The following is a 19,538-nucleotide window of genomic DNA, read 5'->3' as shown; positions in this document are numbered from 1 at the left end:
GCCCTCCTCACCGCGCCATGTGCCGCTCACTCCGGCCCTGGTGTGCCCCGATAATGGGTAGAAGCCTTGTGGTGATCAGGTTTGCGCAGACGGTGCCCGCGCGAGGCGCATTCACCTTCGTTGGGCCATTTGCGCCATCCGGGGTTGCGCCTTCGTGACAACCTTGGCCTGCAGCGCAGGCGCGCTATGGGACGTTCGGTTGCTTCGCCCCCATGTCGGGGGCAGCGGATGCAATCAGAGCCGCGAAGAGCGCCTCACTCATGTCGTTCAGAACGGTACCCTCGACGTTGTCAGTCGTATCGCAAGCCTGGTGGTAGCAGGCGTCGAACGGCTGACCTACAGCCCCACCAAAGAGCGCTCCCTGCGCATCGTTCTTCCTCTCGCCCGCACCCGTGTAGAGCCCCAGTGTCGGGATGCCTCTCGCAGCGAAGGAGGCGTCATCGGACGCCGTGCGCTGCCTTCCGCCCACCATGCGCTCCTCAAAGGGCAAATCGCGTTGTCGGAAGTGCTCTCGCAAGGCGGCGAGAGCGACGGGGTACAGCCCCTGCGACGATTGAGGCGAGCTGTAGATGAACCGACCGAAGTTCCGGGAGCCAACCATATCGAGGTTGATGTAGAGCCGCATGGCCTCGCGCTCAACGTCGGACAACTGGGCGACGTGATGCTTCGATCCGAGGAGGCCAAGCTCCTCCGCGCTCCAGAAGGCGAACCGGACGTGGTGGCGCACGGACACATTTGAGCGCGCGAGGCGAACGGCGGCTTGCAGGACGGCGGCCGAGCCGCTGGCATTGTCGTTCATCCCTGGTCCCTCCCGCACGCTGTCCAGATGTGCGCCGACGACCACGACTTCATCAGGATGTCCGATGCGCGTATCAGCGAGCACGTTGCGCGTCGTTCGCGTTCCCACGGCCGCGTCCACCTTGACACTTACCTGCGCTCCCGTGCGGCTCGCGAGCGCTCGACCCTGCTCGAACGAGATCGCGACCACTGGGATTGCAGCGGCCGTTGGCAAAACGCCAGAGAAGCGGTCGAGCCGTCCAGGTGTCCCCTCGTTCATCACCACGACGGCCGCGGCTCCGGCTGCCACCGCATTGTCGACCTTTACCTGGAACGTACATGTACCGCGGCGCAGAAGCGCCACACGGCCTGCTCCGAATCCTCGGAAGTCCTCTGGTTCGCAGCCGCTCGTGGAGGCGGTAGGGGTGGTCCCCTCGTTCAGATCGAGGTCCACTGGGCTCAGACCACCGACAACCTGCCCGGTCCCTGATCTGCGCAGCGTTTGGATGTCGCCCAGCGCGATCGACGGGCCGTTATTGGGGGCGACGAGCGACAGAGTGGGCGGCGAGCGTTCCTCGAAGAAGGGGAACGAGAATTCCTCCATACGAACCTCGTATCCGGCGGCTTGCAAGGTCCGCGCGACGTACTCCGCGGACGCATCGTACCCCGCAGACCCGGCCGCACGGTGCCCCTCGTTTGCTTTGGCGATGTCATCGAACGACCGCACGTGCACCATCGCGCCCTCGTCGGAAGCGTAGGCAGGTGTCCAATTCAAACCTACGAAGGCCGCTGCAAGTGCGACGATGGAGGCGATGTTCTTGTGCTTGAGATACGAGAACAGCAAGAGTGGCTCCTTAGCGGTCACGGTTGTATAGCGTGCCATGGCTGGTCGGGCTGGCGGAGCGGGTCTGGTTGCCGCAGCCGCCCAGGGAGGCCGGGTTCCGTCGACTACCTGAAATGCGGCCTCACCGGAGGCCGAGCTCCTCGCCAAAGCCGATGCGCTCGTGGGCGGACGTGGCGACCACTAAGAATCTTTGGCCCGGATGTCGGCTCCAGGATCGCGGTCACCTGTTGTGCGAGACAGGTTCGTGGCTGCTCAATCCATGCTTGGCTTTCGCAAGGCACGAAATGGTCTTACGACCCGAAGGTCCAAAAGGACCACGCCCGTCGCGGCCAGGGCGGCCAGGCACAGCATCCACTTCGAGACTGGCTCCATCGCACCCTCGATCTGCAGCGCGTGGATCACCGTTGCGAAGACGACGATTGCCGCTAGACCGTTGTGGATCAGTCGCCAAACGGAATAGCGAAGCCCAAGCCGGCGCCGCGAGAGCACCAGAACCGCAGTCGCCACCACTCCCCACATGGCCGTGACGCCATAGACCGAGAAGGGCGTGGGCGAGACGAGCAGGAGGGCATCGACCGTGTCATCCGGGCTGGCCAGGTAGAGCCCGCCGACATGGAGCGCCACCGTCACAACGATGGTGCCGCCAAGCCAACGGTGCCAGCGTCGCCCGGCTGGCCCCTCCGATCCGGCGAGGTAACCCGCAGGCAGGAGCGGTTGGACGAACAGAAGCGACAGCCCGACGATGCCGGCGAAGCCGCCGATGATGTATGGCATGTTGCGGGACGGGAGGTACGGGCTGAAGGCTGCGATCCCGACCGGCACAATCGTGACCGCGGCTACGCCGCTCCAGGCGAGGCTGGCCCGGATCCAGCCCCGGCTGCTCGATCCCATGAGAGCTGTCCAGGCGGTCAGGTCGGGGCGAGGACGAAGTCGGCAGACACAGAGGTGTCCCGCGCACTCGGCATGACGGGGCGCAGAAAGACCGTTTGGAACGCGCCGTCGTCATAGGCCAGATGGGCATGGGGCTGCCCGAAGTTCGGCACGATCTGCGCCATCTCGAGCTCGAACGAGCCATCGGCGCGCGTCAGGACGCTCCCGTGATTGACCGGATCGGGCTCGCCCCCGAGGACCGTCGCGGCCCAGATCTGGATGCGCACACCCCTCAGCGGCGCACCGTCGCCGGCCCGAAGCACTTTGCCGCGCACGAAGAACCCGGAGCCAAGCCGATCCACCATGGGGGCGTTCGGCCGGTAGTTGTTCGCGCCGCCGCGCATGGTGGCGGTCGGAGCAAGCCCGGCTGCCGCCATGACAGGGGCGACGAGGCCGAGAGGCCTAGAAAGAAGCGCTGTCCCAGCGACGCCGGCCGTTGCCACGAGAAGGGAGCGACGGCTGAGAGGTGCATCGGTCATATCGCATCTCCGTGCGGGAGGAAGGAAGTCTGTCCATTGAAATGGCACAAGACGTTTGAGAGAGGACCAGACTGTCAACGCAATGCAAACCACTGGTTCTGATACAGCGATCCACCCGGCAACTTGCCGAAGGTAATGCCGACTGCCCGCACGGTCCACAACGCGGCCGACCGATCAAGCGGAAGTGATGGAAGTCCGACGAGGCCCGACATACCCCGCTCTCGGTTCTACTTCCGGAGGCGGCGGTATCCGAGGCGCATCCACTGTTCGGCGTACCGGACGACCTCACGAACTAAGAAGGCCCGGCTCTGGCCTTCAGCACGACGTGGCCACGATGCGGGCTGCCGGTCACAACTCATCCAAGTCGGGCATCTTGCCCCGATGCTGGTATCGGGCGGCCCGATCAAGTTGCTTATTCCGCGACGCTTGCGGCCATCATGCCGCCGACCGGATGCCAATCGCCGCCAATGCTTCTGAGACGTTCTCGTTGGGGATGGGCCTGCTGAAGAGATAGCCCTGGACCTCGCGGCAGCCCTCTGCCTTGAGGCTATCCAGTTGATCGGCCGTCTCCACTCCTTCGGCCGTCGTGGTCATGCCAAGGCTCTCACCTAGTCCCGAGATGGCTCGGACGATCGCCAACGCGTCGGCCTCGCCCGGCAGGTTGCGGATGAAGGAGCCGTCAATCTTGATCTTGTCGAACGGGAAGGTACGCAGGTAGCTCAGGGACGAGTACCCGGTCCCGAAGTCATCCATCGCGATGCGGGCTCCCATGTCCTTCAGACGCGTCAACGTCGCAAGCGTCGCCTCCGTGTTCTCCAGCATCACCGCCTCGGTGATCTCCAGCTCCAGCCGGGCCGCAGGAAGGCCCGACGTGGTGAGCGCCCCGTACACGGCCGCGACGAGGCTCTGCCCCCTGAACTGGGCCGGCGAGACGTTCACGGCCACGCGGACCGGGGCGGGCCAGGCCGCCGCGTCGGCGCAGGCCTGCCGCAGCACCCACTCGCCGATGGGCACGATCAGCCCGATCTCCTCGGCCAGACCGATAAAGTCCAGGGGCGAGACCATGCCCCGCTCGGGATGCCGCCATCGCAGGAGTGCCTCGCAGGCGTTCACCTGGCCCGATCGCAGGTCGACGATCGGCTGGTAGTGGAGCACGAACTCACCCCGGGCAAGAGCAAGGCGTAGGTCCGTTTCGAGCGAGCGCCGGGCCTGCATCGCGGCGTCCATCGACGCTTCGAAGAAGCGGAAGATGCCCTTGCCGTCGGCTTTGGCGCGGTAGAGTGCCATGTCGGCGCTGCGCAGCAGATCGTCTGGCTCGAGCCCGTCGTGCGGTGCGACAGCCAAGCCGACACTCGTCCCAATGACGATCTGGTGCCCATCCAACTCGAAAGGGGCACTCAAGGCCTCGATGACGCGCTCGGCCAACACGGTTGCCCCGGTGGGCTGCGCGACACCAACTTGAACGATCGCAAACTCGTCGCCCCCGAGTCGCGCCACCGCGTCGTGCTCGCGCAACGCCGTGCGCAGGCGATCCGCCACCGCTACCAGCAGCCGATCGCCCACGGGGTGGCCGAGGCCATCGTTCACGGCCTTGAATCGGTCCAAGTCCAGGCACAGCACGGCGATGCTCTCGCCCCGCTTGGCCCGGCTCAGGGCAGCGATGAGCCTGTCCCGGAACTCGGCCCGGTTCGGAAGATCGGTGAGGGCATCGTGCGTCGCCATGTAGTTGATCAGAGCCTCGGCGCGGACCGCCTCGGTCACGTCCTCGTGCGTTGTCACCCAACCCCCGCCAGTCAGTGGCTGGTGGCTGATGCGCATCGTCCGGCCGTCTTGCAGAGGGAGCGTATAGACGCTTGCTTCGCCGCGCGTGGCCCGTGCCACGTGTTGAGACCTGAACCCGTTCGGGTCGGCGGGACCGCTTCCGGTCTGCATCCGGAACGCCAGGATCTCGTCGAGCATCGTCCCCGGCCAGCGCAGGTGCTCGGGGAGGCCGTACAGGTCCGAGTAGCGCAGGTTGCAGACGAGCAGGGCTCCACTCGCGCTGAACATGGCGAGCCCCTGGGACATGTTGGCGACGGCGGCGTTGAAGCGCTCGGCATGTTGCCGGCGCTGGGCCTCGACAAGTTGAAGGGCCCGGTTCCGAGCCTGGAGCTCGGCCACGACGCCCTCGTTCTCGAGCCGCGTCAGTGTTGTGCGCAGGGTTGCCTCGTACAAGCCGTGCGCCACGCTGGTCAGGGCGAGCAGGAAGAAAACCAGGAGGACGGACAAGACCTGGTAGGTGAGTGCGCCATACCAGCTGCAGGCCCATGCCAGCGGCAGGAGCATGAGAGCGGCTTGGGCGACGGCGGTGCGCGGGCGTGCGGCCCCGCGCCCGATGATGGCGCCGGCATAGCCAATCGTGAGGCCCGCCACAAGAAGATGGACGCCGCCGTCGGTTGTGAGCGAAAACGCACGCAGGCAAGTCGCGGCGGGAACGCAGGCGAAGGCGAGCGAGCTGGCCTCGTAGCGGCGCTCCCAGCCAAGTGGATCGATGCCGCCGCGGGCGACGCGGTATGTGAGGACGATCAGGATGCGCGCGAACGCGATCGTAACGCCCGCGAGCAGCAGGACAATGATGATCGGGTCGGCCGTGGTCCATGCGATCGCACCGATCGCGATGCTGGCGATAGAGCCTGAGAGCGCGACGGATCCTGGGGAGGCATAGACCAGGTCGACGAGGGCGCCGTGCACTTCCGGGGACAACCCCGGAGCCCGCTGGACGAGAGGAGCGTAACGTCGAAGAAATCCGCCAGCCCGCTGCCACGCCTTGTGTTGTCCTGGCATGCTTTCCCCCGGCCACCTGTCTCTGTGTGGCGCAGCCTTATGCTGGCTCGGAGCTTGCCCTCACTTCGTTTCGTTTCTGTAAGTGTTTGGCAGGTAGGCCCCTTTGAACGTTACGGTCGCTCGAGTCTTGCGTGCGGACCCGAGGCGAGGCGCAGGAAGATTCGATCCTCGTGCCGGAAGAAGCCTTCCCGCTTTGCGAATGCGTAGTTCTCGCGCCTATGGCCTCCTCGTCCCACCCTTCTGCGCTGACCTGCCTCAGCGCAAGCCACCCTGCGCAATGAAGTCGAGCCGGACATCCTGCGCGAGATTGCAGAGCAGGTCCGGCCCCATGCACCTCACCTGGCCGCACGCCTCATCAAGAAGGCGCGGCGCGGGCTGGGCTTCCGGATTATGCTTGCTCTGGCATCGCTCGGCGGGCTCGCCCCCGACCTCGATGAGATCTGACGCAGGGGTAGGGCCGAACCCCGCTCTCTCGCCGACGCTCACGAAGAGCCATATCCTCCGTGCCGATGTCACCTGGAGGCGAGCATGCCCGACGAGACCAACGACCGCCCGGTTATCCTCACCGCCCCTGCCCCCGTCCAGGTCGAGGATTTCACCCTCCCGCCAGGCACCTATGCCGGCATGGTCCGGTTTGGGAGCGTGCGAAAGGTCTTCCTCATCGTGACGAGTGCCGACCTCGCGCTGTACGGCGAGCCCGTGCGTCCGGAGAGCGTCGAAGGCGAGCAGGAAATTGACGTTACCGGCCAAGTCGGACTCGGCCTGCTGGACGTGGAGTAAGGAGAGGGTAGCGACCAAGGCGATCCTACGGGCTCTTTGCGAGGCGCAGCTGAAGCCGCGCCCATCCATCGTCGCCTACCGCACCGAGATCGCGCGGCATCACCCGGCTGGAGGGCCGCCGCAGCGGACTCAGCGCGGCACTGTTCCAAGAGGACGACGCCGCTTTAGCGCAGACTTTCGGCCGGAAGGGCAGGCGCGTCGCAATCCCGGACGACGCGGCTGCGGCACGACGCGGCGCTCGCGATTACGCCGCTCTGTCGTGCCCGTCTCGAGGCCGCCGATCCAGCACTCTGCGCGGAGTTCCTGCGCGTGAGGGAGGCCGGCACCGCCCCGGGCGTTGGAGCGGCGCTCACGGCGGGCGCCCACCAGATGTTCCTCGCCGCCTTCGGGCCAGCCACGGAGCTGCAGACCACAGCCAGGTCGTTCACGTTTTGCGAGCCTTATACGGGCGTGTAATCGAGCAGTCTTCCGTGTTCCCGGATGACTTCAGGAACACGCTCCGAGGAAGATTAGGACACTCAGCGGCTCGTGGGGCTTATCGTGGCCCACACGCGCTTGTTACGAACGATAATGCGAGGAAGCCGTCTCGGGAGATCAGCCCTCGAGCAATAAGCTGGGCTCTCACGAGGGTGAGAGACGGCTCAGAGGCGACGGACAAGAAAAGCGACTCTGCGACGCTGACGGCGCGCTCATGGTGCTTGAGCCACCTTGCTCGGGGCCCGCTTCCAAACGATTCTTTGATTCGCATGTCGTAGGCGCCGTGACCACTATGCGTGCTGGATGTCCTACCTCCTGCAGTTGGCGCAGAGGTTCAGCATGAGGTAGCTTCGCTCAGCCGTAGACTCACTTTATCGTTCCCGCGTTCGAGGCGGTTGACGCCACGCCGAGTCCAGCTGCAGGTTGCTCCGCGAGCGCCCTGATGAGCGAAGGATCCACAAGGGTCGCGACCTCGGCCTGAGCCTTCCGCCAGTAAGGGGTGGCGGCCTTGATCGCCTCGCTCCCTTCCTCGGTCAGGGTCACGATCCGCTCGCGCTGGTCCGCCGAGCCGACCCGCATCGCGACCAGCCCACGACGCTCGAGCGGGTCGAGGTTCCTCCCCATCGTGGAGCGATCGAGCGCCGCGGCCCGAGCGAGCTGGACAACGCTGAGGTCACCCGAACGCTCGAGAATTCGCAGAAGGGCGAACTGCGTGACCCTGAGGCCTGAGGGCGCGAGTGCATTGTCATAGGCTGCCGTGACCCGCCGAGTGATCCGACGCAGGGTCGTGCACGCGCAGACTTGATCCCGTGTCATCGACGCGAACCAGGGTAAAGGACTGCTGCACGAAAGCACAACGCCCGAACGGACCTACTCGGCGGGCAATGGCACCGGACGATCAACCGGGCGCTCCTCGATGGGCAAGTTGATAGCAGCCGAGGCAAGCCCGAGAACCACCGAGAGCCACCACACGACTTGATAACTCCCGAAAACCTCGTAGAGGACACCGCCGAGCCAGACGCCCAGGAACCCGCCCAGCTGGTGCGAGAAGAATGCGAAGCCATAGAGCATCGCCATGTAGCGGGTTCCGAACATCAGCATGACCAGCGACGAGGTCGGCGGCACCGTGGAGAGCCACAGCACGCCGATCGCCAAGCCGAACGCGATGGCCGCAAAGGGTGATGCCGGCAAAAGGATGAACGCTGTGATCGCGATCGAGCGGCCGAGATAGATCCAAGCGAGCAGCCAGCGCTTGGACATACGCGTCGAGAGCCAGCCCGAGCCCAGGGATCCGAACGCATTGGCAAGCCCGATGACGGCCAGCGTCCAGCCCCCAATTGCCGCCGATAGACCGCTATCCCTTAGATAGGCTGGGAGATGCGCCGTGATGAACGCGAGCTGAAACCCGCAAGTAAAGAAGCCTGCGACCAGGAGAACGTACGAGCGATGGCGGAACGCCTCCGCAAGCGCCTGGGGGATGGACTGGTTTGCGACCGGTGCTGCGGTCGGGGATATCGCACTGCCCTGCGGTCGCGTCGCAAGTGCCCACGCGAGGGGCAGGACGAGCAGCACGGTTCCAGCGAAAACGACGAGCGTCTGGTGCCAGCCGACGCTGTCGATCAGCACGTTCCCAAAGGGCGGGAATAGGAACTGGCCAAAGGATCCCGCGGCCGTGCCGGCGCCGAAGGCGAGGGGACGCCAGCTTTCTGGGAGGAGCTTCGAGAAGGCGCCGAGGACGAGGTTGAACGAGCATCCTGCAAGGCCGAACCCGACGAGAACGCCTGCGCCGAGGGTAAGGACGCCGGGCGTCACCGCGTGAGCCATCACGACGAGGCCGATGGCGTAGAGCAGGGCTCCGGCGCACAGGACGCGCAGGGTGCCGAAGCGATCCGCGACCGCGCCGGCGAAGGGCTGGCCGACGCCCCAGAGCAGGTTCTGAACGGCAATTGCCAGGCTGAAGACGTCTCGACCCCAGCCGTACTCGACCGTCATGGGGATCTGGAACATGCCCGCCGTGGCACGCGGGCCGAAGGTGAGCAGGGAAACGAGGCATCCTGCGAGGACGATGAGTTCGGGGGCTACCCCACGGGTTCGGGTCGTCATCACCGCAATCCTTCTCGTAAAGGGACTGCCCCCAACAACAAAACGGGCATATACCCGTTTCTCTGCGATAGCAATGATGCCTCCCGATCAGGCGCCACCCGGCTTCTTCATGCGACGACACCGACGTGCGCACCGTGCGCTGTCGACCCGCCTCATCGACATCATGGTAGCGATGATATCGGTGCAGGCGACGATCGGTTCTCAGTCAATCCGTATGGGGCCGCCCGCAACGCTACAATGAACGACTGGAGAGCTGATTGGGGCACTTGAGTGTTCTCGGCGCCTATCGGCTCTCACGTGACACCGTCGCGGTCTCCGACGTCGTGCCCCGGATGGACAATTGTCACGTCAACTTGGCCGTCTTGAATATCACTCGGCCGTCAACCTCGATTCGCACGTCGCGCAGGTAGGGCTTCGCCCCGTCGGGTGAGATCTCGATCCCGAGCCCGGGAGCATCGGGGGCAGCGATTTCCCCGTCCGCGTTGCGCTCTACGTAGTTGGCCGTGAATGCTAGGGCCAGTGGCTTAGGGGCCGCCGGGAACTCGCAAATTCGATGGTCTTCGAGCCCCGCGTAGGGTTGGAGCGAAGCCGAAAGGGCAAGATGCGAGGTGAACGTATGGTTCACGAAGGTTACGCCAGTGGCAGCAGCCTCGTCCGCAACCTGCTTGGCTGGCCCGATCCCGCCGATGCGGCCGCAATCGATCTGGATGTATCCGACCCCGCCGATGCTTATAAGGTGGCGGGCCATGTGGACGTTGTGGGCCGCCTCGCCGCCAGCAAGGCGCACGCCGCGATCGAGTCGCCGGGCGAGCGCCCCATAGGCCTCGTAGGCGTGCCCCGCAAAGGGCTCCTCGAGCCAGAGCGCCCCGGCGGCGTCGAGGGCGGGGAGGCGCTCCGCCGCGCGGTCGACGTCCTCGCCGAAGATCTGGCCCATGTCGACGAGGAGGAGGCCGTCGGGCCCGAGCCCTTCGCGTGCGGCGACGAAGTGCTCGGCGTCCTCCCGGGCGCTCCCCCGCCCGATCGGCCCCCAGCCGAACTTGCCGGCCCGAAACCCGGCTGCGCGGGAGCGCCGCGCCCGCTCAAGGGTCTCCTGCGGGTTGTCGCCGAATAGCACCGAGGCATAGGGCACCTTCGGCTCGGAGCGCCCGTAGCCCAGGAGGCGCCAGACCGGCTCGCCACGGGCCTTCCCCAAGAGATCCCACAGCGCCATCTCGACGCCCGACCAGGTGTGGGGCGCCTGGAGCAGGTCCATGCTGTTGTAGGCGACCTCCGCCGACATGCGCGCGATGTCGTCGGGGTTCTCGATTTCGCGGCCGAGCACGGAAGCTGAGACGGGCCGGCATACGCCGTGCGACATCGGTGTCACGAAGGCCGCGATGGACACGAGCGGCGAGGCCTCGCACTCGCCCCAGCCGACATACCCGCCCGCGGCTACGCGCACGAGCAGCGCGTCCTGGCTCCCGTCGGCCTCCGTCGTGACCTCCGGCATGGAGAGATAGAAAAAATCCACGGCTTCGACGCGCATCGACGATCCTCCAAACGACGGACTGGACCCTAGAGCACGGGCCGCCGCCCGCTCAAGGCCGCCAAACTGTTACGGCCAAGCTTGTCTGATGTTTGAACCCAATCATCATACATTGTGCCGCGATCGCGTAGGTGCTAGCCTCGCCGGCGTGCGGCCGAAAAGAGCTGCCGGAGGGAGGCGTTCGGGTGGGTCAGTTCCACGACAACGCGGTCGAGACCATCGCGGGATGGATCGTGAGCGCGCGCTTCGCGGCCGGCGCCACGCTACCCGTTGAGCAGGCCATCGGCGAGGAGCTCGGCGCCTCGCGGACCACCGTTCGCGAAGCCCTCAAGACGCTTGCCGCCAAGGGTCTCGTCCGGGTTGGGCCGCGCACCGGCAGCCGGGTGCAGCCGCCGGACGCCTGGAACCTGTTCGATCCCCAGGTGGTGGCCTGGCGCCTTGCCGCGCCGCTCACCCCGGACCTGATCGACGACCTCGTCGAGATGCGGCTCCTTCTTGAGCCCGAGGCAGCCGCCCTCGCAGCCCAACGCGCGGGCGCGACCGACATCGCCGCCATCCGCCACGCCTACGAGCTGATGGAGCAGGCGACCGAGGGGAAGGGGAGCTATATCCAGGCCGATCTCGACTTCCACCAGGCGATCCTGCGGGCGGCCCACAACCAGTTCCTGACTCAGCTGTCATCGGTCGTCGGCGCGGTCCTTCGGCTCTCCTTCGAGCTCTCGGTCACTTCCCCGCAGAGCGCCAAGGCCTCGCTGCCCGCCCATGCCGCGCTGCTTCGCGCGATCGGGATGGCCGACCCTGGGACCGCCCGCGACTGCCTCGTGGGGATCATCCGGCAATCGCGGGACGACATGGCACGAATCCGATCCGATTTGGCGGCGGCGCCACGAAGGCGCATCGCCGAGGGAGCGCTGCGATGAACAGGCTCATCGACGGTCTTTTCAAGCTCTTCGAACTCTTCATCGTCGCCTGTCTCGCCATCATGGTGGCCATGGTGTTCGGCAATGCGATCCTGCGGAAGCTCTCAGATTATGGGCTTGTGCTCTTCGGGGGCGGCATCAACGTCTCGGAAGAGCTCTCACGCATCATGTTCGTGTGGCTCACCTTCGTGGGTGCGGTCGTGGTGGCGCGGGAGAACGCCCACATGGGTGTCGATACCCTCGTCGCGCGCTTCGGCGACCGCGGGCGCAGGATCGCGATGACCCTGTCCGACGCCCTCGTCGTCTTGTGCTGCGCCGTCTTCTTCTGGGGCACCTGGCGCCAGGCCGGCTTGCACCTGACCAACACGGCGCCGATCACGGGCATGTCCATGATCTGGGTCTACGGCGTCGGCTTCATCGCTGCGATCGGCATGGGCGCACTCGCGGTGGCGCGCGTCGTGCGCACGCTCACCGGCCGGCTCGACCAGCGCGAGCTCGACCAGTTCGCCGGCGAGTTCGGCGACGATCCCAACTCGATCAGGGCGAAGGTGGAATGACGATCACGGTCTTCCTCGTCTCACTCTGCGGCGCCATGGCGCTCGGGGTGCCGGTCGCCTTCGCGCTGGTCGTGTGCGGCCTCGCGCTGATGTGGCACATGGGCATCTTCGACAGCCAGATCGTGGCGCTCAAGCTCGTCGAGGGCGCCGACAACTTCCAACTCCTCGCCGTGCCCTTCTTCCTGCTCGCCGGCGAGCTGATGAACGCCGGCGGCCTCTCGAAGCGAATCGTCAACTTCGCCGTCGCCTTCGTGGGCCACGTCCAGGGCGGCCTAGGCTACGTCGCGATCTTCGCCTCCGTGATCATGGCGTCCCTGTCTGGGTCGGCGGCAGCCGACACCGCGGCCATCGCCTCGATCCTCATCCCCATGATGCGCCAGGCGGGCTACGACGTGCCGCGCTCTGCGGGGCTCATCGCGGCTGGGGGGATCATCGCGCCCGTGATCCCACCCTCGATCGGGTTCATCGTCTTCGGCGTCGCGGCCAACGTCTCGATCACGCAGCTCTTTCTCGCTGGCGTGTTCCCGGGGCTCCTCATGGGCCTCGCCCTGGTGGTCGCCTGGGCTTGGGTGGTGCGTGGCGAGCGGGTGCAGACCTATCCGCGCCAAGGGTGGGGAGCGCGCGGGCGCGCCTTCACGGACGGGTTCTTCGCCCTGCTCATGCCGGCCATCATCCTCGGCTGCATCAAGTTCGGCTGGGCAACGCCCACCGAGGCCGCGGTCTTCGCCGCCGTCTATGCGCTTCTCGTAGGATTGTTCATCTACCGCGAGCTGAAGATCTCCCAACTCTACGAAGTCTTCCTCACGGCGGCGAAGACCACGGCGGCCGTGATGTTCCTCGTCGCCGCGGCGCTGATCTCCGCCTGGCTCATCACCCAGGCCAACATCCCGGCCGAGCTCGGCGCGATCGTCGAGCCGCTCAAGGACGACCCGACGATTCTCCTCATCGTCATGATGCTGCTCGTCATCGTGGTCGGCACGGCGCTCGACTTCGCGCCCACCGTGCTGATCCTCACGCCTATCCTGATGCCCATCATCAAGGAGGCTGGCATCAATCCCGTCTATTTCGGCGTGCTCTTCATCATGAACAACGCCATCGGGCTGATCACGCCGCCAGTCGGCATCGTGCTCAACGTGGTGTGCGGCGTGGGCCGCGTGCCCATGGGGGCCGTGATCCGCGGCGTCACGCCCTTCCTGCTCGCCCAGACGGCGGTCCTCTTCCTGCTCGTCCTCCTGCCCCAGTGGGTTCTCGCGCCCCTGGAATGGCTGCGGGGGCGCATCGAGTTCCTCGACATGCTCCAGCGGATGGCAGGATTCTAGTCGCGTCCCAGGATGCCGGGCGACGTGCAGCCGGCCCGCATCCGTCACTCCACGAGCTGCCCGAAAACCGGAGGAACACTATGACGAAGCCCCTCAAAACCCTGCTCGCCGCCGGCGTCGCCGCGCTCGCGTTCTCGGCCGCTGCACCGGCATGGGCGCAGTTCCAGGAGCGCACGATCCGCGTCTCCAACGGCATCAACGCCGACCACCCGGTGGGCAACGGCGTCACGCGCATGAACCAATGCCTTGCCGAAAAATCCGGCGGCAAGATGAAGCTGCAGGCCTTTTGGGGCGGGGCGCTCGGCGGCGACCTTCAGGCGACCCAGTCCCTGCGGTCGGGCACACTGGAGATGGTGATCACCTCCTCCTCCCCCCTCGTCGGCATACTGCCCGACCTCGGTGTGTTCGACCTGCCCTTCCTGTTCAACAGCGCCAAGGAGGCCGATGCGGTCCTCGACGGCGAGTATGGCAAGTACGTTGCCGACAAGCTGCCGGCCGTCGGGCTCGTGAACCTCGCCTACTGGGAGAACGGCTTTCGCAACCTGACCAACTCCCGCAAGCCCGTGCAGAAACTCGAGGACTTGCAGGGCATGAAGGTACGGGTAATGCAGAACAACATCTTCCTCGACACGTTCCGGGCCAGCGGCGCCAACGCCGTACCGATGGCCTTCGGCGAGGTCTTCACGGCGCTTGAGACCCGGGCGATCGATGGCCAGGAGAACCCCTTCGTGACCATCGACACTTCCAAGTTCTCGGAGGTGCAGAAATATCTCTCGGTTACCAACCATGCTTATACGCCGTTCCTGGTGCTCTACTCTAAGGGGCTGTGGGACAAGCTCTCCGCCGACGAGCAGAAGGCGCTCACCGATTGCGCCGCCATCGGGCGCGACGAGCAGCGCAAGGTCTCGCGCGATCTCTCGGCCAAGGCGCTCGAGAACATTCGCAAGGCCGGAATGCAGGTCAACGAGCTCGCCCCGGCCGAGATCGGTCGTATGCGCGAGGCGGTGAAGCCCGTCTACGAGCGCCACGCGGCCACGATTGGCGCGGAGACGGTGACCAAGATGCAGGAAGCCCTCGAGAAAGTGCGCAAGCAGTAGCGCTCGCCGCCAGTCATCAGCGGGGAGGGCGGCCGGCGCCGTCCTCCCCGCCAGCAAGCATCCATCTAAGCCTCCGCAAGCACGGGCCGGGGGAATGGTGAGGTTCGTCCCATGAAGATCACGGCGCTCGAGACGATCCGGCTCGACGAGTTCGCGAATGTGCTCTGGCTACGTCTACACACGGACGAGGGGCTCGTCGGGCTCGGCGAAACCTTCATGGGGCCTATAGCCGTGGAAGCCTATCTCCACGAGACCGTCGCGCCAAAGCTCATGGGGACGGATCCCTTGCGGATTGAGGCACGGAACGCCTCGCTCGCCAATTATCTTGGATGGCGCGGGTCCGGCGTGGAAACTCGCGGCAACTCCGCCATCGACATTGCGCTGTGGGATCTGTTCGGCAAGTCGGCCGGCCTGCCGGTCTGCGACGCGCTCGGCGGGCGCTCGCGTGACACGATCCGGGTTTACAACACATGCGCCGGCTACAAGTACATCCGCGACGGGCGCGCCCAGTCGGTGGCGAATTGGCACGTGGGTGAGGTGGGCGGGCCCTACGAGGACCTGGACGGCTTTCTTCACCGTGCGGACGAGCTCGCCCATTCCCTGCTGGAGCAGGGCATCACGGGCATGAAGATCTGGCCGTTCGACATAGCAGCCGAGCGCAGCGGCGGGTGGGACATCTCGCCCGAGGAACTGCGAACGGCGCTCGAGCCCTTCGCTCGCATCCGCAAGGCTGTCGGCGACCGCATGGACATCATGGTCGAGTTCCACTCCCTGTGGAGCCTGCCGATGGCCAAACGCCTCGCCGAGCGGCTAGCCGAGTTCCGCACGTACTGGCACGAGGACCCGTTCCGTCTCGACAACGTGGGCGACCTGAAGGACTACGCCGCGTCCTCCAAAGCTTGGATCTGCGCCTCCGAAACGCTCGCCTACACGCACGCCTTCCGCGAGTACCTGCAGACTGGCGCGGCGGGAGTGGTCATGCTCGATCTGTCCTGGTGCGGCGGCCTCTCCGAAGCCCGCAAGATCGCCGGCATGGCGGAAGCATGGCACACGCCCGTCGCTCCCCACGACTGCACCGGGCCGGTGGTCTACATGGCCTCGTGCCATTTCTCGCTTCATGCCCGTAACGCCCTGATCCAGGAGTCGGTGCGCGCCTTCTATACGGGCTGGTACACGGAGGTCGCGACGGTTCTGCCCACCGTTACGAACGGCTTCGTGACGGTGCCGGAGGCGCCGGGCCTCGGGATCGAGCTGCAGCCCGAGGTCGAGCGGCGTCCGGACGCGCACGTACGGGTAACGCGCCTCAGCTAACGAACGGCTGGTTGTCGCCCTCGGTGAATAGATCGAAGCGGCACGCCGCTCATGCACCGGCAACGCCCCGAGCAGGGTGTCCCAGGCGCGATGTCCGCGCACAAGTAGGGCTGTTTGGGGACGGATCCCCATGCCAGGTCATGCGTCCCGACAAGGCCTGGGGAGCACTGAGAGTCTCCTGCTAAAGTCCTTCCGGCGCCGACGAGACGACGTAGGCGAACGACTTGCACTCCTTCTGCGACCGCTACCGGCCTAAAGCCATCCGGCGTACACCGCCTATCACCTGAAGGATCGCTCGGTATGAAGATCGTGAGCGTCGACCCGTTCATCTTGCACCTGCCGTTGACGGCGGAGTCGATCGCGGACTCGACGCACCGGATCACCCATTGGGGGGTGGTCGGCGTCCGTCTTCGGACCAGCTCCGGGCTGGAGGGTTTCGGCTTCACAGGTACCCACGCCGACCCCGCCTCGGACCGCCTGATCACCTCATGCATCAAGAATGCGTATGGTCCTCTGCTCCTCGGCGAGGATGCCGTCGAGCACACTCGCCTGTCGTACAAGCTCGCCCGTAGCCCCGCCCTCCAGTGGGTCGGACGGGCCGGCATCACGCAGCTCGCGCTCGCCGCGGTCGACGTCGCGCTTTGGGATCTGCGGGCAAAGCACGCCGACCTGCCACTCTGGCGCTTCCTGGGCGGGGCGACGACGACGGTGCAAGCGTACAATACCGACATAGGCTGGCTGTCGATCCCCACGGACCAACTCTGCTCCGGCGCAAAGCGAGCGGTCGACGAGGAAGGCTTCAGGTTCGTCAAAATCAAAGTCGGCCACGCCGATCCTGCCGTCGATCTCAAACGCCTTCGAGCCGTGCGTCAGGCCGTCGGACCGGAAGTATCGATCGCGATCGACGGAAACGGGAAGTGGGACCTCCCGACGTGTCAGCGCTTTTGCGCGAACGCGGCGGATCTAGACCTGTTCTGGTTCGAGGAGCCGCTCTGGTACGACGACGTCGAGTCGCATCGCGTGCTGGCTAGCTCGACCTCCATCCCGGTTGCGCTCGGGGAGCAGCTCTACTCGCTCGATGCGTTTAAGGCGTTCGTGGCGGCCGGTGCCGTCCAGTATGTTCAGCCCGACGTGACGCGCCTGGGCGGGATCACCGAATACGTCCAGGTGGCCGACCTTGCACTTGCTTACCGTCTGCCGGTGGCTCCACATGCGGGCGAGATGAGCCAAGTGCACGTGCACCTCGCATTCTGGCATCCGGCGACAACTATTCTAGAATACATCCCCTGGATCAAGGATCACTTCAGGGAACCCATCGTGGTCAGAGGTGGGAACTATGTCCTTCCGCAGGGGCCCGGCGCTGGCACGACGCCGCTCGACAGCAGCGTGGCCAAGTACTCAGTCGCTCTGACTTAAGCTACTTCGGCATTGCCGCGGAGGAACCCCATGCTGCAGTCAAACGAGGCACCGAGCAGTGGAATGCGCTGATGCTCATCCTAGAGCAACACCTGGCGGAAGACGACGGGCACCTGTTGGGTGACACTGTTCCTAGATGCAGACGCCCCATCGGCCGTGGCGTGGCCCGTGCAGGCCCGCCCCCTCATCTGCTGACCCGGCCAGCTTGACGCCAGCAGCGCGCAGGGCGGCTTCGCGGCCCTTGATCACCTGCACGACCATTTTGTTGATCGGCGTCGGGATCCCATGCAGCCGCGCCTGCTCCACCAGCGCTCCATTCAGGGCGTCGATCTCCGTTTCGCGCCCGCTCTCTATGTGCTGCAGCATGGAGGGCTTATTGGAGCGCTCCCAGCAATGATCGCGGATGTGCTCCCGCGGATTGCTCTCGGGCAGCGTGATGCCCTCGGCGTCCACAACGGCCAACGCCTCGTCCAGAATGCCGTCGAGGAGTGCCGCGGCATGGGGGTTGCGCGCGATCTCGCTCGGCCGCAACCCGGTCGCGGCGGCCACGGGATTGATGGCGCAGTTATGGACGAACTTGCTCCAGATCACCGCAACCGCGTTGGTGACGACCTTGACCTCCAAACCGCCCACCTGGAACATCGCGGCGAGCGCTTGGGCGCGCTGAGAGACCGTCCCGTCCAGTTCGCCCATCCAAGTCGGCCCCAGGTGGGTGTGCAGGCTCCGTCCCGGTCCGAGCCCCTCTCCACTGTTGAAGGTTGACCCCGCCAGCACGCGCTTCGCCCCGAGGTGCTTGGTGAGCTCTTCCCAGTTGCCGATCCCGTTTTGCAGGGTGAGGACGAAGCCGTCCGGCTTGAGGCAGCCCTCGGCGATGGGCGCGACCGCAGCGGTCGCGCCGGCATTCACCAGTACTAGCGCCAGGTCGATCGCGCCCAGTGTCGTCCGCTCGGACGTGGCCGCGCAAGGCAGGGTCATGTCTCCTAAGGCCCCTGAAACCTGCAGTCCGTCTTGACAGATTGCGTCGACCACCTCAGTGCGCTGATCGAAGAAGACAACATCGGCGCCGCCACGGAACAGCGCGGCTCCAAAAATCGCGCCCATGGCGCCTGCGCCCAGAACCGCTACCCGCACCATCCCTCTCCGACTCGAAGACTCCAAGGTCACCAGAAAAGCGCAAAAGCGCGCTGAGATCGAGCATCAAGACAGCGCCGGGAGGTCCGGACAGGGCTGACATGAGCGCTGATGAGATGCGTTTAGACCTCCTGCACGCGACCGTCTTGGTAAAGCTTTTCCACCCACTCAGGGACGCCGAGCCCCGCGGCCACACGCGCCAGAAGGGCAGCTTCCGCCGCGCGAATCCCTTCAAGGCTTACGATCACTGCGTCGATCAGATCGTAGGGGATGACGACCACGCCTTCGGTGTCGCCGATGACGATATCTCCAGCTGCCACCGTCTGCCCCGCAACGACGATCGGCAGGTTGACCGTACCAGGTCCGTTCCTCACCGGCGAGTTTGGCGTGATTCCAGAGGCGAAGCAGGGCAGGCCGACTTCCCGGATGCCAGGGACGTCGCGCACGCAGCCGTCCGTCACGAAGCCAACTGCGCCCTGGTTGCGGGCCATCCCAAGCACGAGATCGCCCACAACAGCCGCCTCGCGATAGCCGTCGGCCGCAGCCACGACGACATCGCCCTTTTGGATGAGGGGGAGTGCCGCGAACACAGCCAGGTTGTCGGCCGGACCGACATAGCAGGGGAGAGCAACGCCGCAGAACTCCGCCTGCTCCGGCACAACCGGCTTGACGGTGCACACAAGGGCAGCCCGGCCCTGTAGCGCATCGACGATGTATCCCGTCGGCGTGCCCTGCAGCGCTCGAACTTGTTCAGGCGTGGGGCGCGGGACATGGCGGCGAAGACGGATGAGAGGAGGATCGTTGATCATCGCCTGGAGCATCTCCGAACAGCCGAACCGCTGACGGCTTGTAACCCGGACCCGGAGCACCGCCAAGCTGGCTTGGCATCGAACGGGACACGGCTCTACATGAAGTAAGGCCCACCGGCTAGGCTTGATGACTGGGTGGCCTCAACCGAACCACATCAAGCCGAGGCTCTCTAGTCGACTCGGGGGCTTCACGCTGATCAGGGAATAGCAGCCGAGCTAGGGATCGTCCGCTTCCGGGAG

At 65.7% G+C, this 19,538-nt stretch carries 16 protein-coding genes; 7 read left to right on the top strand and 9 right to left on the bottom strand.

Annotation, left to right across the window (positions count from 1 at the left end; genetic code table 11):
* Positions 1 to 184 precede the first annotated feature (184 nt).
* The 4 genes from F0L46_RS15125 to F0L46_RS15110 form a co-directional block, all read right to left on the bottom strand.
* Positions 185 to 1,621 carry a M20/M25/M40 family metallo-hydrolase gene (locus F0L46_RS15125; RefSeq protein ID WP_188311980.1) on the bottom strand — a complete coding sequence of 479 codons (1,437 nt, stop codon included), beginning with the start codon at positions 1,619 to 1,621 and terminating at the stop codon, positions 185 to 187.
* 252 nt (positions 1,622 to 1,873) lie between these two features.
* Positions 1,874 to 2,512, bottom strand: coding sequence for a ferric reductase-like transmembrane domain-containing protein (locus F0L46_RS15120; protein WP_149818985.1), 639 nt, complete (start codon positions 2,510 to 2,512; stop codon positions 1,874 to 1,876).
* Positions 2,513 to 2,529: 17 nt separating this feature from the next.
* Positions 2,530 to 3,030, bottom strand: a complete 501-nt coding sequence (locus F0L46_RS15115; protein ID WP_149818983.1) for a peptidase associated/transthyretin-like domain-containing protein — start codon at positions 3,028 to 3,030, stop codon at positions 2,530 to 2,532.
* Positions 3,031 to 3,465: 435 nt separating this feature from the next.
* The gene (locus F0L46_RS15110; protein ID WP_188311979.1) at positions 3,466 to 5,772 is read right to left on the bottom strand and encodes a putative bifunctional diguanylate cyclase/phosphodiesterase; all 2,307 of its coding nucleotides are present in this window, start codon (positions 5,770 to 5,772) and stop codon (positions 3,466 to 3,468) included.
* A gap of 609 nt (positions 5,773 to 6,381) precedes the next feature.
* On the opposite strand from F0L46_RS15110, the gene F0L46_RS15105 reads away from it, so the two are divergent.
* Entirely contained in the window at positions 6,382 to 6,633 is a 252-nt protein-coding gene (locus tag F0L46_RS15105) for a hypothetical protein (RefSeq protein WP_149818978.1), read from the top strand.
* 843 nt (positions 6,634 to 7,476) lie between these two features.
* Here the strand turns inward: F0L46_RS15105 and F0L46_RS15100 are convergent.
* From F0L46_RS15100 to F0L46_RS15090, 3 genes are all read right to left on the bottom strand, one after another.
* Complete coding sequence (locus F0L46_RS15100) at positions 7,477 to 7,926, bottom strand: MarR family winged helix-turn-helix transcriptional regulator (protein WP_149818976.1); 450 nt, start codon at positions 7,924 to 7,926, stop codon at positions 7,477 to 7,479.
* 54 nt (positions 7,927 to 7,980) lie between these two features.
* Positions 7,981 to 9,213: an MFS transporter gene (locus F0L46_RS15095; protein WP_149818974.1), complete on the bottom strand. Its 1,233-nt coding sequence runs from the start codon at positions 9,211 to 9,213 to the stop codon at positions 7,981 to 7,983.
* A 343-nt stretch (positions 9,214 to 9,556) separates the two neighbouring features.
* A complete protein-coding gene (locus F0L46_RS15090) occupies positions 9,557 to 10,738 on the bottom strand; it encodes a mandelate racemase/muconate lactonizing enzyme family protein (RefSeq protein WP_149818972.1) in 1,182 nt (393 codons plus the stop codon).
* A gap of 185 nt (positions 10,739 to 10,923) precedes the next feature.
* On the opposite strand from F0L46_RS15090, the gene F0L46_RS15085 reads away from it, so the two are divergent.
* The 6 genes from F0L46_RS15085 (at position 10,924) to F0L46_RS15060 (ending at position 17,358) form a co-directional block, all read left to right on the top strand.
* Positions 10,924 to 11,658 carry a FadR/GntR family transcriptional regulator gene (locus F0L46_RS15085; RefSeq protein ID WP_188311978.1) on the top strand — a complete coding sequence of 245 codons (735 nt, stop codon included), beginning with the start codon at positions 10,924 to 10,926 and terminating at the stop codon, positions 11,656 to 11,658.
* Positions 11,655 to 12,215 carry a TRAP transporter small permease gene (locus F0L46_RS15080; protein WP_149818968.1) on the top strand — a complete coding sequence of 187 codons (561 nt, stop codon included), beginning with the start codon at positions 11,655 to 11,657 and terminating at the stop codon, positions 12,213 to 12,215. Before F0L46_RS15085 ends, F0L46_RS15080 begins: the two co-directional genes overlap by 4 nt.
* Positions 12,212 to 13,534 carry a TRAP transporter large permease gene (locus F0L46_RS15075; RefSeq protein ID WP_149818966.1) on the top strand — a complete coding sequence of 441 codons (1,323 nt, stop codon included), beginning with the start codon at positions 12,212 to 12,214 and terminating at the stop codon, positions 13,532 to 13,534. The genes F0L46_RS15080 and F0L46_RS15075 overlap by 4 nt, the downstream gene beginning before the upstream one ends.
* A gap of 80 nt (positions 13,535 to 13,614) precedes the next feature.
* Positions 13,615 to 14,631, top strand: a complete 1,017-nt coding sequence (locus F0L46_RS15070) for a TRAP transporter substrate-binding protein (RefSeq protein ID WP_149818964.1) — start codon at positions 13,615 to 13,617, stop codon at positions 14,629 to 14,631.
* Between the two features lie 111 nt (positions 14,632 to 14,742).
* Positions 14,743 to 15,942 (top strand): mandelate racemase/muconate lactonizing enzyme family protein, encoded by a 1,200-nt coding sequence (locus F0L46_RS15065; protein ID WP_149818962.1) that lies wholly within the window; start codon positions 14,743 to 14,745, stop codon positions 15,940 to 15,942.
* 300 nt (positions 15,943 to 16,242) lie between these two features.
* A complete protein-coding gene (locus F0L46_RS15060) occupies positions 16,243 to 17,358 on the top strand; it encodes a mandelate racemase/muconate lactonizing enzyme family protein (RefSeq protein WP_149818960.1) in 1,116 nt (371 codons plus the stop codon).
* 132 nt (positions 17,359 to 17,490) lie between these two features.
* On the opposite strand, the gene F0L46_RS15055 is transcribed toward F0L46_RS15060, so the two are convergent.
* Together F0L46_RS15055 and F0L46_RS15050 are read right to left on the bottom strand one after the other, a co-directional pair.
* Entirely contained in the window at positions 17,491 to 18,492 is a 1,002-nt protein-coding gene (locus F0L46_RS15055) for a ketopantoate reductase family protein (RefSeq protein ID WP_149818958.1), read from the bottom strand.
* Between the two features lie 119 nt (positions 18,493 to 18,611).
* Positions 18,612 to 19,298 carry an RraA family protein gene (locus F0L46_RS15050; RefSeq protein WP_188311977.1) on the bottom strand — a complete coding sequence of 229 codons (687 nt, stop codon included), beginning with the start codon at positions 19,296 to 19,298 and terminating at the stop codon, positions 18,612 to 18,614.
* Positions 19,299 to 19,538: the final 240 nt, after the last annotated feature.

The sequence above is a fragment of the Salinarimonas soli genome (genome assembly GCF_008386575.1).
In the GTDB taxonomy this organism is placed as follows: domain Bacteria; phylum Pseudomonadota; class Alphaproteobacteria; order Rhizobiales; family Beijerinckiaceae; genus Salinarimonas_A; species Salinarimonas_A soli.
This window is presented reverse-complemented; position numbering and strand designations above follow the sequence as displayed.